General features: G+C 72.4%; 10 protein-coding genes and 1 tRNA gene. 4 read left to right on the top strand and 7 right to left on the bottom strand.

Going from position 1 to position 13,399, the window contains the following annotated elements; genetic code table 11:
- Positions 1 to 34 precede the first annotated feature (34 nt).
- Complete coding sequence (locus ACQEVZ_RS31510; RefSeq protein ID WP_360558040.1) at positions 35 to 1,399, bottom strand: cystathionine beta-synthase; 1,365 nt, start codon at positions 1,397 to 1,399, stop codon at positions 35 to 37.
- 27 nt (positions 1,400 to 1,426) lie between these two features.
- A complete protein-coding gene (locus ACQEVZ_RS31505; protein WP_344501717.1) occupies positions 1,427 to 1,777 on the bottom strand; it encodes a YkvA family protein in 351 nt (116 codons plus the stop codon).
- 293 nt (positions 1,778 to 2,070) lie between these two features.
- Here ACQEVZ_RS31505 and ACQEVZ_RS31500 point away from each other — a divergent pair, with 293 nt between their 5' ends.
- The 3 genes from ACQEVZ_RS31500 (at position 2,071) to ACQEVZ_RS31490 (ending at position 5,271) form a co-directional block, all read left to right on the top strand.
- Entirely contained in the window at positions 2,071 to 3,138 is a 1,068-nt protein-coding gene (locus ACQEVZ_RS31500; RefSeq protein WP_433373159.1) for a GDSL-type esterase/lipase family protein, read from the top strand.
- A gap of 16 nt (positions 3,139 to 3,154) precedes the next feature.
- Positions 3,155 to 3,952: an SGNH/GDSL hydrolase family protein gene (locus ACQEVZ_RS31495; protein WP_354890868.1), complete on the top strand. Its 798-nt coding sequence runs from the start codon at positions 3,155 to 3,157 to the stop codon at positions 3,950 to 3,952.
- A gap of 71 nt (positions 3,953 to 4,023) precedes the next feature.
- Positions 4,024 to 5,271, top strand: a complete 1,248-nt coding sequence (locus tag ACQEVZ_RS31490) for an acetyl-CoA C-acetyltransferase (protein WP_433373155.1) — start codon at positions 4,024 to 4,026, stop codon at positions 5,269 to 5,271.
- 53 nt (positions 5,272 to 5,324) lie between these two features.
- Here the strand turns inward: ACQEVZ_RS31490 and ACQEVZ_RS31485 are convergent, their stop codons facing one another.
- The 4 genes from ACQEVZ_RS31485 to ACQEVZ_RS31470 form a co-directional block, all read right to left on the bottom strand.
- Entirely contained in the window at positions 5,325 to 5,642 is a 318-nt protein-coding gene (locus ACQEVZ_RS31485) for a hypothetical protein (RefSeq protein WP_344501721.1), read from the bottom strand.
- Positions 5,642 to 6,451, bottom strand: a complete 810-nt coding sequence (locus tag ACQEVZ_RS31480) for a Bax inhibitor-1/YccA family protein (RefSeq protein WP_344501722.1) — start codon at positions 6,449 to 6,451, stop codon at positions 5,642 to 5,644. Before ACQEVZ_RS31480 ends, ACQEVZ_RS31485 begins: the two co-directional genes overlap by 1 nt.
- A 94-nt stretch (positions 6,452 to 6,545) precedes the next feature.
- Positions 6,546 to 9,629 carry a lamin tail domain-containing protein gene (locus ACQEVZ_RS31475; RefSeq protein ID WP_433373149.1) on the bottom strand — a complete coding sequence of 1,028 codons (3,084 nt, stop codon included), beginning with the start codon at positions 9,627 to 9,629 and terminating at the stop codon, positions 6,546 to 6,548.
- A gap of 167 nt (positions 9,630 to 9,796) precedes the next feature.
- Positions 9,797 to 9,877, bottom strand: a tRNA-Leu gene (locus tag ACQEVZ_RS31470).
- Between the two features lie 148 nt (positions 9,878 to 10,025).
- On the opposite strand from ACQEVZ_RS31470, the gene ACQEVZ_RS31465 reads away from it, so the two are divergent.
- A complete protein-coding gene (locus ACQEVZ_RS31465) occupies positions 10,026 to 11,738 on the top strand; it encodes a hypothetical protein (protein ID WP_433373146.1) in 1,713 nt (570 codons plus the stop codon).
- On the opposite strand, the gene ACQEVZ_RS31460 is transcribed toward ACQEVZ_RS31465, so the two are convergent.
- On the bottom strand, positions 11,735 to 13,102 hold the full coding sequence (locus ACQEVZ_RS31460; RefSeq protein ID WP_433373143.1) for an NAD(P)/FAD-dependent oxidoreductase: 1,368 nt from the start codon (positions 13,100 to 13,102) through the stop codon (positions 11,735 to 11,737). The two genes, ACQEVZ_RS31465 and ACQEVZ_RS31460, sit on opposite strands and share 4 nt — an antisense overlap.
- Positions 13,103 to 13,399 lie beyond the last annotated feature (297 nt).

Below are 13,399 nucleotides of genomic sequence, written 5' to 3'. Positions count from 1 at the left end.
TGAGCGTTGCCGGCAGGTGAGGGGTTGGGTGGGGTCAGCGCAGGTGGGCTAGGAGGTCCTGCCTGGTGATGACGCCGGCGGGCTTGCCGTCGATCAGGACGACCGCGGCGTCGGCCTTCTCCAGCAGCGCCACGGCCTCGCTGACAGGCTGGCCGCCGCCGATCATCGGCAGCGGGTCGCCCATGTGCTTCTCGACGATGTCGTGGAGGTGGGCCTGGCCGGTGAACAGCGCGTCCAGCAGGTCACGCTCCGCGATCGAGCCGGCGACCTCGCCGGTCACGACCGGGGGCTCGGCCTTGAGGACGGGGAGCTGGGAGACGGCGTACTCACGCATGTAGTCGATGGCGTCGCGGACGGTCTCGTTGGGGTGCACGTGGACCATCTGCGGCAGGTGCCCGTCCTTGCCGACCAGGACGTCGGCGACGGTCGGCAGTTCGGCGGCGGTACGGAGGAAGCCGTAGCGGGCCATCCAGTCGTCGTTGAAGATCTTGCTGAGGTAGCCGCGGCCGCCGTCGGGCAGCAGGACGACCACGACGTCGTCCGGGCCGGCCTCGCGGGCGACCTTCAGCGCCGCGGCGACGGCCATGCCGCAGGAGCCGCCGACGAGCAGGCCTTCCTCGCGGGCCAGGCGGCGGGTCAGGTCGAAGGAGTCCTTGTCGGACACCTCGACGATCTCGTCGCAGACGTCGCGGTCGTACGTCGTGGGCCAGAAGTCCTCGCCCACGCCCTCCACGAGGTACGGCCGCCCGGTGCCACCGGAGTAGACGGAGCCCTCGGGGTCGGCGCCGACGATGCGGACCGTGCCGCCGGAGACCTCCTTGAGGTAGCGGCCGACGCCGGAGATCGTGCCGCCGGTGCCGACGCCGGCGACGAAGTGTGTCACCTTGCCGGCTGTCTGCTCCCAGACCTCGGGGCCGGTGGTCTCGTAGTGGGAGCGGGGGTTGGCCGGGTTGGCGTACTGGTCGGGCTTCCACGCACCGGGGATCTCCCGGGCCAGCCGGTCGGAGACGTTGTAGTAGGAGCGGGGGTCCTCGGGCGCGACGGCGGTCGGGCACACGACGACCTCAGCGCCGTAGGCCCGCAGCACGTTCTGCTTGTCCTCGCTGACCTTGTCGGGGCAGACGAAGACGCACCGGTACCCGCGCAGCTGCGCGACGAGGGCGAGCCCGACCCCGGTGTTGCCGCTGGTCGGCTCGACGATGGTGCCGCCGGCCTTGAGCAGGCCGGCCTTCTCGGCCTCCTCGACCATGCGCAGCGCGATGCGGTCCTTCACGCTGCCGCCGGGGTTGAGGTATTCGACCTTGGCCAGGACGGTGGCGGAGATCCCGTCCGTCACGTTGCGGAGCCGGACAAGGGGCGTGTTGCCCACCAATTCGACGACGTTGTCGTAATAGCGCACACGGCCAGCGTATAGCGCCGGAATCGGCTACTTGACGACGTGCCCCGGAATCACGTTGTCGCGCTGCTTCTCCCACTCCAGGAAGCGCTCCAGCTCGTCCAGCAGCGCACCGGCGAAGTAGGTCGCCATCGCCAGGTCGTCGACGACGCCGAGCACCAGCAGGAACAGCTCCGGCACGGCGTCGATCGGGGACACGATGTAGACGGCCGAGGCGGCGAGCAGCGCCAGGCGGGTGCCGCCGTCGTATTCGCCCTTGACCGTCGCCTTCACCATCCGCGGGATGGCGCTGAGCCGCTTGCCGAGCCCGGGCGTGCCGGGCTTGAAGACCCTCAGCAGGGCCGTCCACGCCAACCGCCGTCGCAGCGCGCTGTCCGCCATGATCGCCGCCCTCTCTCCTCTGGCTATGAATGTAACGGTGTCTGTCACGGACGGCGCGCGGTAAGAATGACGGATGGATCTCGACGGTCCCCGCGCGGGAGCGGACGTTTGGCCGGTCGTTCCCCGCGGGCAATCGGAGAGGACCACCTGGGCAGGGATGATCACTCACGGCAGCGGCCCACGTCGTGATCGGTCGGGATGAAGACGATCGGGATCTTTACTTGAGAGAGCGGATACTTGTGGACCGGGGGTTAGCCTCGCCAGGGCGTTGAGTGGCGAGAGGCGGGAAGGCGATGGGGGCGTTGAGGCTTCGGTCAGAGCAGGTGCGGCGGATCGCCACGGCGGCGGCGCTCGGCAGCGGCGGCATCGCCGGCGCCGGCGCGCTGTTCTACGGCGTGGTCGTCGGGCAGGCACTGCTGGCCCGGCGGGTCATCCCCCAGGTCGTGAGCCCTCCCCCGCGCGCCGACGGCACCTACGGCGCCCACTTCGACGGCGAGCCGATCCGCCTGGTCGTGCTCGGTGACTCCTCCGCCGCGGGGTATGGGGCGGAGGTGCCCAGCGAGACCTTCGCCGCGTCGGTCGCGGCCGGGCTGGCGGAGCAGCAGCGGCGGCCTGTGTGGATGCGCTGCCTCGCCGTCGTCGGCTGCGAGTCGCGGGGGCTGCCGCCGCAGGTGGACGTGGCGCTGCGGCACCGCCCCGACGTGGCCGTGATCTGCATCGGCGGCAACGACGTCACCCACCGGGTCAGCGTGTCCCTCGCGGTGCGGCACCTGGTCGACGCGGTCCGCCGGCTGCGGGCCGCAGGCATCCATGTCGTCGTCGGCACCTGCCCCGACCTGGGCACGATCCGGCCGATCCAGCCGCCGCTGCGCTGGCTGGCGCGGCACTGGAGCCGGCAGATGGCGACGGCGCAGACGATCGCGGTGGTCGAGGCCGGCGGGCGGACCGTGTCGCTGGGTGACCTGCTCGGCGAGCTGTTCTACGCGGAGCCGGACCGGATGTTCAGTTTCGACCGCTTCCACCCCTCCGGCGCCGGCTACCTCGCGGCGGCGCAGGCGGTCCTGCCGACCGTGGTCGCGGCGCTGACCGAGCCCGAGGTGGCGGCGCCGCTGACCGCGTCGCTGCGGGCGGGCGAGGGCGTGCGGTCCCTGCCGCGCGCCGCGGCCGAGGCCGCCCAGCGCCCCGGCACCGAGGTCAGCGCGGCGCAGGTGGCCGGCAAGGAACGCGGCCCGGCGGGCCGCTGGGCGCAGTTGCGCCACCGGGTCTGGCACAGGCTGCCGCAGCAGGCGGCGCGCGAGCCCGCACAGGCACCCGAGACCGCCTCGGCGGTGCCGGACCGCTCCCCGCAGGAGTCCACATGACCACGATGGAGTCGGCATGATCACGATCAAGCGGCTGGCGCGGATGGCCACGGTCACCGTGATCGCCGGCACGGTCGGCGGCGCCGCGGTCCTCGCCGCGCAGGCGATGGTCGCCCGCGCCCGGCCCTACGCGAAGCCCGACATGCGCCTGGCGATGCGCTCCTCCGTCGGCGCCGCCGGCAAGCCGCCGATGCGGCTGGTCCTGCTCGGCGACGCGACCGCGCTCGGCGTCGGCGTCGACCGCGTCGCCGACACCGTCGGCGGCCAGCTCGCGGCGCTGCTGTCGGAGGGCACCAGCGAGGGCGCCGTGGGCCGGCGGGTGGAGCTGTCCAGCGTCGCCGTGGCCGGCTCCCGCTCCTCCGACCTGGCCACGCAGGTGGCACGGGCGCTGGTCGGCCCCGCCCCAGACGTGACGGTCATCCTCGTCGGCACCAACGACGTGACCCACCTCGGCCGCGGCTCCGACGCCGCCGAATACCTCGGCTCGGCCTGCCGCCGCCTGCGCGACGCCGGCATCCCGGTCGTCGTCGGCACCTGCCCCGACTTCGGCGCGCTGCGCGCCTTCGCGCCCCCGCTGCGGCAGCTGCTCGGCTGGCGCAGCCGCAGGGTGGCGAAGCAGCAGGCCGCGGCCGCGAGCGCGGCCGGCGCGGTGGTGGTCGACCTGGCGGCCCGCACCGGCGCCGTCTTCCGTGCCGACGCGGGCACGCTGTGCCACGACGGCTTCCACCCGTCCGCCGACGGCTACCGCGTCTGGGCCCACGCCCTCCTCCCCGCCGTCGAGGAGGCCGCCGCGGTCCGCGGCTTCCTGCACTGAAGATGCACTAAGTCTGCAGATTTCTCACAGGTGCTCGCAGGGGTTGATTACCCTGCAGTAGCGTCGGTGGTATGCCGGAAGCTGTCATCGTCGCCACCGCCCGGTCCCCGATCGGCCGTGCCGCCAAGGGATCGCTGCGCGAATTCCGCCCCGACGACCTCGCCGCGACCATCGTGCGCGCCGCGCTCGCCAAGGTGCCCGAGCTCGACCCGCGGGACATCGAAGACCTGTACCTCGGCTGCGGCCTGCCCGGCGGCGAGCAGGGCTTCAACATGGCCCGCGTGGTCAGCACGCTGCTCGGGTTCGACCACCTGCCGGGCGCGACCACCACCCGCTACTGCGCGTCGTCGCTGCAGACGACCCGGATGGCGTTCCACGCGATCAAGGCCGGCGAGGGCGACGTGTTCATCTCCGCCGGGGTGGAGTGCGTGTCGCGCTTCGCCCGCGGCAACTCCGACGGCCTGCCCACCGAGGCGCAGGCGGCGGTCGGCGGCCCCTGGCAGAACCCGGCCTTCGCCGACGCGTACGCGCGCACCACCAAGCGCGCCGAGGGCGGCGGCGAGCCGTGGCACGACCCGCGCGAGGACGGCGCCCTGCCCGACATCTACGTCGCGATGGGCCAGACCGCCGAGAACCTCGCCGAGCTCGAAGGCGTCACCAGGGCCGACATGGACGAGTTCGGCGTCCGGTCGCAGAACCTGGCCGAGGAAGCGATCAACAACGGCTTCTGGGCCCGCGAGATCACCCCGGTGACCGCCCCCGACGGCACGGTCGTCTCGACCGACGACGGCCCCCGCGCCGGGGTGACCCTGGAGGGCGTGGCCGGCCTGAAGCCCGTGTTCCGCCCCGACGGCCGGGTCACCGCCGGCAACTGCTGCCCGCTCAACGACGGCGCCGCCGCGGTCGTCATCATGAGCGACGTCAAGGCCCGAGAGCTGGGCATCACGCCCCTCGCGCGCATCCTGTCGACCGGCGTGACCGCCATGTCGCCGGAGATCATGGGCATCGGCCCGGTCGAGGCCTCCCGCAGCGCCCTGAAGCGGGCCGGGATGACCATCGACGACGTCGACCTCGTCGAGATCAACGAGGCCTTCGCCGCGCAGGTGATCCCGTCGTACCGCCAGCTGGGCATCCCGATCGAGAAGCTCAACGTCAACGGCGGCGCCATCGCCGTCGGCCACCCGTTCGGCATGACCGGCGCCCGCATCACCGGCACGCTGATCAACTCGCTGAACTGGCACGACAAGTCCATCGGCCTGGAGACGATGTGCGTCGGCGGCGGCCAGGGCATGGCCATGGTCATCGAGCGCCTGTCGTAGGTAGGGTCGCGTCAGCCGGGCGCGGGCATCACAGCCTCACTGAGACGCAGGCGTCAGAGCTGCCCGCGCACGGCCTTCACCATCTCGGCGGCCTCGTCCACCAGGGCGGGGCCGCCGAAGCGTGCCAGGTCCGCCGCCACCACCCGCAGCTGGTCGGGCAGCGCGAGATCGTTGTCGAGCCGCGGCACCGGCAGGCGCGGCCGGCCCTCGGCGTCGGCGCAGCGGTCGGCGAGCCACTGGATCAGCTCGTGCACCGCGTCGCCGCGCGGGACCCCGGACACGCCGGACGCCGCCCACCGGGGCGGCGTCCAGTGTCCGACCTGGCCGACCAGCCTGCCCACCGTCGCGGTGAGCGGGTCGTCGGCACTCATCAGCGTCGCAGGTAGCTGAGCATGCGCAGGATCTCCCAGTACAGGAAGATCAGGCCGACCAGGATGCCGAACGAGCAGTACCACGCGTACTTCTCCGGCAGGCCATACCGGACGCCCTGCTCGACAGCGTCGAAGTCGAGGACGAACGTGAGCGCGCCGACGACGATGATCACGAGGCTGAAGACGATCGGCAGCCAGCCGACCTTGCCGTCCAGGCTGTACTCGCGCAGGCCCAGGTTGATGTCGAAGAGGTAGAACAGGTAGTTGGCCAGGCTCAGCACCACGACGCCGATGAGCGCGCCGATGACCATCTTCGTGAAGCGGGGCGTGGCCCGCACGATCTGCAGCTTGTAGAGCACCGCCATGATCGCGAAGATGCCGAACGTGCCGATGACCGCCTGGATGACGATGCCGCTGTAGGCACCCTCATACCAGCGGCTGACCAGGCCGAGCAGCACGCCCTGCAGTGCCGCGTAGGCCATGATGACGGCCGGGTTGGTCACCTGCGCGAACGAGATGACCAGGCCGAGGACCAGGCCCGCGATGAGCGAGCCGATGGTCGCGATCGCGGTGATGGCGCCACCGGCCGGCAGCAGCACCCACGACACCGCACCGAAGATGCCGGTGATCGCGAGCAGGGCGACGGTGCGGACGACGACGTCGTCCATGGTCATCGCCCGCGTTGCGGCCGGGGGCTGCGGCACCCCATAGCCGGACTGGGGATACCCGAAGCCCGGGGGCGACAGCTGCGAGCGCTCCTGCCTCGCCGCCTGACCCAGGCGGTTGAGCACCGGGTTCGAACTCTGCACGATCAGCCTCCAGAGGCGTCGCATTCATGTGTACGACCAGCGTACCGCGTGTGCCGGCACTGAGTGGATCTCAGTTTCGCCGGCACACGCGGTGTCAGACGCCGAACGACTCGCAGCGACCGCCGGCGTTGGTGTTGTTGCCGCGACCTGCGGCGACGCTGTCCGTGCCGGCGCCGCAGTCCACCACGTCGTTGCCGCTCCCGGTGCCGATCACGTCGGCGCCCGCGCCCGTCGAGACGGTGTTGTTGCCGTTCCCGGCGTCGACGCGGTCGTCGCCGGCACCGGTGGTGATGCTGTCGTTGCCCGAGGCGGTGACGACCACGTTGTTGCCGTCGCCGGCGCGGATGACGTTGTTGCCGCCGCCGGCCTCGATCCGGTCGTCGCCGGCGCCGGTCGTGATGACGTCGTTGCCCGAGGCGGCGATCACGGTGTTGGCACCGGCACCCGCGTCGACGACGTTGTTGCCGCCGCCCGCGTCGATCAGGTCGTCGCCGCCCGCGGTCGTGATGACGTCGTTGCCGGGGCCGGTCACGACGCAGTCGGACCCGCCACCGCCGGTGACGGTGTCGTTACCGCCGCGGCCGACGATGAGGTCGTTGCCGGCGGTGCCGGCGAGGCGGTCGTTGCCGGTGGTGCCGACCACGACCGCGTCCACGGCGCCGCAGGTCAGCCCGGCCGCCTGCACCGTGACGGCGCCGGTGTGCCGGATGCCGGTGAGCGCGTCGGTGAGCTCGAGCGAGCCGCCGGCCGGGACGCTGAACGTGACCGGCACCGAGCGCGCGGTCACCGCCACGGTCGCGGCGTCACCGGCGAGGGTCGACACGCCGACCAGGCCGGTGAGCAGATAGGAGCCCTCCCCGAACCGGATCGCCGCGTCGCTGCCGGACAGCTGGACCTCGGCGGGAGCGGTACCGGCGCCGACATCGAACCGGACCGACGACGACGGCCCGGCGGACACCGCGACGGTGCGCCCACCCGTGCCGACGATCCGGCCGGAGACGGCCGCCGTGGCGAACGTCGCGTTGGCCGGGTCCGCGGGCGCCGGGTCGACGGCGTCGAGGATGCCGTCGTCGTCGGCGTCCAGGTCGACGCAGGTGACCGTGCCGGCGCGCAGCGCGTGCCCGTCGGTGCCGCTGTCGTCGGACCAGACCACCGGCTTGCGACCGGCGACGCACGCCTGCTGCGGCGCGATCGCGAAGCCCTCGTTGTTGAGGTTCGGCATGCCGGCGGGGCGCTCGAACAGGCCGCTGACGGCGAACGCGCCCGCGGTCACGTCGAGGGTGGCGACCCGGCCGTTGCAGGTGTCGTCGCAGACGGCCCACAGGTGGCCGGTCTCCGGCTCGAACTCCAGGTCCATCACCGACGGGAACCCGCTGGCGAACGTCGCGACCCGGGTGAAGCCGCCCGGCGTGAGCGCGTACGCGTAGACGCTGCCGTTGGCCTCGAGCCCGACGAGGAAGAGCCCGTCGCCGTGGCCCGGGTACACGGCCGGGTCGTACGCGGCGCCGGTGCGCTGGTCGGCGAACCCGTGCGCGGTGAGGTACGCGTCCGGCACCCAGGTGATCGCCTCCAGGCCGCTGTTCGCGGCGACGGCCGGCAGGTCGGCGGTGAGGTTCCACTCGGCGTTCGCGGTCCCGCTGACGCCGTCGTAGCGCTCGATCGTGGGCCGGCTCACGCCGCTGACGGCGTTGTTCCGCTCGGTCGACACGTAGATCCCGTCCGGCCGCCACACCACGCCCTCCGCGTCGACGTCGCCGGTGCCGTCCGCGTAGTGCAGCACGGTGGCCGACGACGGCGTCCAGGCCGACCCGTCCCAGGTCAGGCGGTAGAGGGTGCCCGGTCCGTTCTTGACCGCCCAGAGGACGTCGCGGCCCTGGAACGACAGGCCGCTCATGTTCCCGCCGAACACGCCGGACTGGTCGGCGGTGGTGACGTCGGCGCCGCCCGGCCAGGCCGTGGCGGGCGTCTGGCCGGCGCAGGCGTTGGCCGCGCCCCGCGTCGAGGCGGTCGTGGCGGCGAACGGTCCGGTGCCGTCCGGGCAGCGGCCGTAGGTGATCGCCGCGTGGGCGGTCCAGGTGTACGAGTCGACCAGCGTCACCCCGTCGGCCGCGAAGAGCCGGGCGGAGTCGGCGGCGCCGAGGCCGAACACGGCATCCACGTCCAGGACCAGGTAGGCGCCGGGGGCGAGGGTGGTGTTGGCCGCGATGGTGAACACGTGCGTGTCGTCGTTGTCCTTCACCAGCCAGCCCGACACGTCGACCGCGGTGACGCCGGTGTTGACCAGCTCGACCCAGTCGCCGGGCGTGCCGCCGTTGGACTCGACCTCGTTGATCTTCACCTTGGCCGCCGGCGAGGTGCAGTCGTTGGCCGCGCCGCGCGTCGAGGACGACGTCGTCGCGAACTGCCCGGTGCCGTCCGGGCAGCGCCCGTAGGTCGTCGCCGCGTGGGCCGTCCACGAGTACGAGTCGATCAGCGTCGTGCCGTCGGCGGCGTAGACCCGTGCCGAGTCCGCGGCGCCCAGGCCGAACGCCGGGTCGACGTCCACCACGGTGTACGCGCCGGGGGCGAGGGTGGTGTTTGCCGCGATGGTGAACACGTGCGTGTCGTCGTTGTCCTTCACCAGCCAGCCGGACAGGTCGACGGCCGTGGCACCGGTGTTGAGCAGCTCGACCCAGTCGCCCGGGGTGCCGCCGTTGGACTCGACCTCGTTGATCCGGACCTTCGCGGCGGCCGGCGCGCAGTCGTTGGCCGCGCCGCGCGTCGAGGACGAGGTGGTGACGAAGGTGCCGGTGCCGTCCGGGCAGCGGCCGTAGGTCGTCGCCGCGTGGGCGGTCCAGGTGTACGAGTCGACCAGCGTCGTCCCGTCGGCCGCGAACAGCCGGGCGGAGTCGGCGGCGCCGAGCCCGAACGCCGGGTCGACGTCGACGACCAGGTAGCCGCCGGGCGCCACCGTCGTGTTCGCCGCGATGGTGAACACGTGGGTGTCGTCGTTGTCCTTCACCAGCCAGCCCGACACGTCGACGGCCGTGGCACCGGTGTTGACCAGCTCAATCCAGTCGCCGGGCGTGCCGCCGTTGGACTCAACCTCGTTGATGTGGATGGCAGGGGTGTCCGCCGCGACCGCCGAGGTGGTCGCAATGGCGACACCCGATAATGCGGGTAAAAGGGCAAGAATCACACGGAATGGGGTGCGCAATGTCGCCGGTCCTTCGCGGGAAATGTGTTTCCCGCGAGCCTCGACCACGAGGACGACCAGCACATGAACACACGGCGAAACGCTCGGTGCGAGTGCGTCGCCCGCCCTCGCGCGGCGCCCACCGCGCACGGTGGGACAACAGGAAGGAGTGCCCGGGGCGGGGTTCGAACCCGCACGCCTCGCGGCAGCCGCTTTTAAGGCGGCCGTGTCTGCCGTTCCACCACCCGGGCGTAGAAACGCGTCTCACGGTAGCCCGTCCGACGAACCGTCAACACCGACAAGGGGACCGCCGTTACTGTCATCCGGGTGAGCAGCCCCCCACTGACCGACGAGGTTGAGATGGCGCCGCCGGAGCCCTTGACAAATGAGGGTCCACCGTTGCATGCGTCGCGACGCTGGCCGGTCGACGTGGGCGCCGGGCTGCTCTTCATCCTCGCCGCCGCGCTGCTGACGCACCGGCTGTGGCCCGGTCCGGCCGGGCGCGTGCTCGCGCACAACCCCAGTGACCAGGCACTCGACGAGTGGTTCCTCGCCTACGCCACCCGAGCGTACCGCGGCGACTTCACCCTCGTGACCGGCATGCTCAACGCGCCCGAGGGCGTCAACCTCCTCGCGAACGCCTCGCTCATCGGCATGGGGCTGCTGATGGCCCCGGTGACCCTCGCGTTCGGCGCGCCAGTCACGTTCAGCCTGCTGGTCGCCGGCAACCTCGCCGCGACGGGGATCGGCTGGTACCTGCTGTTCGCCCGCACCCTCGGGACGCACCGGGCCGGCGCGCTGCTCGGGGGCGCGTTCGCCGCGTTCGCACCCGGCATGGTGTCGCAGTCCAACGCGCACCTGCACATGACCGCGGCGTGGCTGGTGCCGCCGATCGTCTGGTGCGTGGTCCGCCTCGCCCACCAGACGGACGTGACGTGGCGGACCGCGCGGACCGGAGTGCTGCTCGGCGCGCTCGTCACCGCGCAGTTCTTCGTCGGCGAGGAGGTGCTCTTCCTCGCGGCCGTGACCCTCGCGGTGTTCACGCTGGTGTTCGCGGCGGCGGCCCGGCCGTCGCGGCGGGTGGTGCCGCCGTTCATCCTCGGCCTGGGCATCGGCGCCGGACTGGCCGCGGCGCTGCTGGCGTACCCGCTGTGGCTGCAGTTCCAGGGGCCGCAGAGCGCCTCGGGCGGGGTGTTCCATCCCTCCTTCTTCTCCGCCGACCTCGCCAGCTTCACCGCCATCTCGCCGCAGTCGCTCGCCGGCGACGACAGCGCCGCGCGGCTGGTCAGCGGGCCCGCGGAGTACACCACCTTCTTCGGCGCGCCGCTGCTGCTGGTCGCGCTCGGGGCGACGGTCTGGATGTGGCGGCAGCCGGCGGTCCTCGCGTCGGCCGTGACTACGGTCGTGCTGTCGCTCTTCGCGCTCGGCCCGTGGATCGTCGTCGACGACTCGCCCACCGAGCAGCGTGGGCCGTTCGCGCTGCTGTCCGGCCTGCCGGTGATCGAGTCGGCGCTGCCGACGCGGTTCGCCCTCGGCGCGATCCCGTTGCTCGCCGTGATCGTGGCGCGGGTCGTACACGCGGCGATCACGCAGACGGAGACCCTGCGGCTGCTGGTGCCGGTCGCGGTGACGGCCGCACTCGTGCCGCTCGCCCCGGTGCCGCTGCCGGTGACCGACCGTGCCCCCGCGCCGCGGTTCTTCACGGAGGGGTACTGGCGGATGTACACGCCCGAGGACGGCGTGGTCGTGCCCGTGCCGCTACCGGATCCGCGGGACCCCGACGCGATGCGGTGGGCGGCGGCGACCGACGTGCGGATCGCCACCCCGCAGGGCTGGTTCATCGGGCCGTACGGCAAGGGCGGCGCGGCGGCCGTCGGCGTCTACCCGCGGCCGACGTCGCAGCTGCTGCAGCGGGTCGCGAAGTCCGGGTTCGCCGCTTCCCCGACCGACCAGGACCGGACCGCGCTCGCCCGCGACGTCGCGTACTGGCGGGCGGCGTCCTTCGTGCTCGACCCCCGCCACCCGAACGCCGGGGCGCTCAAGCAGACCATGGACGGCCTGCTCGGCCCCGGCGAGCGGGTCGAGGACGTCTGGGTGTGGCGCGCGCCTTAGGCCGCTTTCGCCTTCTGGTCCGACCTGGCCGTCGGGTGCAGCGGGATCGGCGGGGCCACGGTCAGGAACGGCTCGCGCGGCTCGTGCAGCGACCCGAGCGCGACGACCTCGCGGCGCAGCACGAGCTGCAGCGTCCAGTCGACCAGGACCCGGATCTTGCGGTTGAGCGTGGGGATCCTGCTCAGGTGGTACGTCCGGTGCATGAACCACGCCGGCAGCCCGCGGACCTTGACCCCGTAGACGTGCGCGACGCCCTTGTACAGGCCGAGCCCGGCGACCGAGCCGACGTGCTTGTGCTTGTACTCCACCGGGCGGCGCCCACGCACCACGGCGGCGATGTTGTCGGCGAGCCGCGCCGCCTGGCGGACCGCGTGCTGCGCGCTCGGCGAGCACAGCGCCCCGGGCACCGCCGACGTGAGGTCCGGCACCGCGGCGCAGTCACCGGCGCTCCATGCCCCGTCGACGACGTTCTGGTCGGCGTCCACGACCTGCAGCGTCGGCAGGCAGGTGATCGCCCCGCGCTGGGTCCGCGGCAGGTCCGTGTCCTCCAGCATCGGGTGCGGCTTGACGCCCGCCGTCCACACGATCGTGTCCGCCGGGAACTCGTCGCCGTCGGACAGCTTCACGATCCCGTCGACGCACGACTCGAGCCGCGTGCCGAGCCGGATGTCGATCGCGCGCCGGGTGAGCTGCACCACCGTGTAGGCGCCCATCTCCGGCCCGACCTCGGGCAGGATCCGCTGGGCCGCCTCGACGAGCACGAACCGCACGTCTTCCTGGGGGATCTCCGGGTAGTACCGCAGCGCGCCCCGGACCATGTCCTCCATCTCGGCGAGGGCCTCGATGCCCGCATACCCGCCGCCGACGAACACGAACGTCAGCGCCCGGCGCCGGGTCGCCTGGTCGATCGTGGTCGCGGCGACGTCGAGCCGGTCCAGCACGCTGTTGCGCAGGAAGATGGCCTCACCGATCGTCTTGAAGCCGACCGCGTGCTCGCGCAGCCCCGGGATCGGCAGCGTCCGCGACACCGACCCCGGCGCGACGACGATGTGGTCATACGGCACCTCACGAGGCGGCCCCACGATCGGCTGGACGATGGCCACCTTCCGGGCGTGCTCGATCCGGGTGACCTCACCGGCGAGCACGTGGCAGCGCTTCAGCTCGCGCCGCAGCGGCACGACCGAGTGCCGCGGTGAGATGTTGCCGGCCGCCGACTCCGGCAGGAACGGCTGGTAGGTCATGTGCGGCTGCGGATCGACAACCGTCACCTCGGCCTCGTGCCGGCCCAGCTTCTTGGACAGACGAAGAGCGGCGTAGAGCCCGACGTGCCCCGCACCGACGATAAGGATTCGCTTAGCAGCCACACCAGCAACGCTAGCCGCGAACACCCCTCATCTTCAGTCAGGCCACAGACATGTAACGACCATTACGCAAGCTGTAACCGCAGTCACTGCAAATCCCCCCACCGCTGCCGCGGCGGGGCCCGGCGGGGATTCTCACCCGCACCCCGATGCGCCGCTCCGCGACGCACTGCCCGCGCTGTGGCGCGAGGTAGAACAAGCGGCGCATGCGCACCGCATCCCGCTGGTCACCGCCGTCCAGGAACGCCCACAGGCAGCCTTTGATCGGCATCGCGACGCGCCCGCCGGCCACCACAAACC

Source organism: Dactylosporangium sp. CA-152071 (assembly GCF_050936335.1).
Lineage (GTDB): Bacteria > Actinomycetota > Actinomycetes > Mycobacteriales > Micromonosporaceae > Dactylosporangium > Dactylosporangium maewongense.
Note: the sequence above shows the minus strand (reverse complement) of the source record. Positions and strands in the feature narration are given on the sequence as shown.

Excerpts from the sequence above, each read along its gene's own strand:
- ACQEVZ_RS31485 (WP_344501721.1), bottom strand. The coding sequence starts at position 5,642 with ATGAGTGCCGACGACCCGCTCACCGCGACGGTGGGCAGGCTGGTCGGC.
- ACQEVZ_RS31490 (WP_433373155.1), top strand. The coding sequence starts at position 4,024 with ATGCCGGAAGCTGTCATCGTCGCCACCGCCCGGTCCCCGATCGGCCGT.
- ACQEVZ_RS31495 (WP_354890868.1), top strand. The coding sequence starts at position 3,155 with ATGATCACGATCAAGCGGCTGGCGCGGATGGCCACGGTCACCGTGATC.
- ACQEVZ_RS31500 (WP_433373159.1), top strand. The coding sequence starts at position 2,071 with ATGGGGGCGTTGAGGCTTCGGTCAGAGCAGGTGCGGCGGATCGCCACG.
- ACQEVZ_RS31505 (WP_344501717.1), bottom strand. The coding sequence starts at position 1,777 with ATGGCGGACAGCGCGCTGCGACGGCGGTTGGCGTGGACGGCCCTGCTG.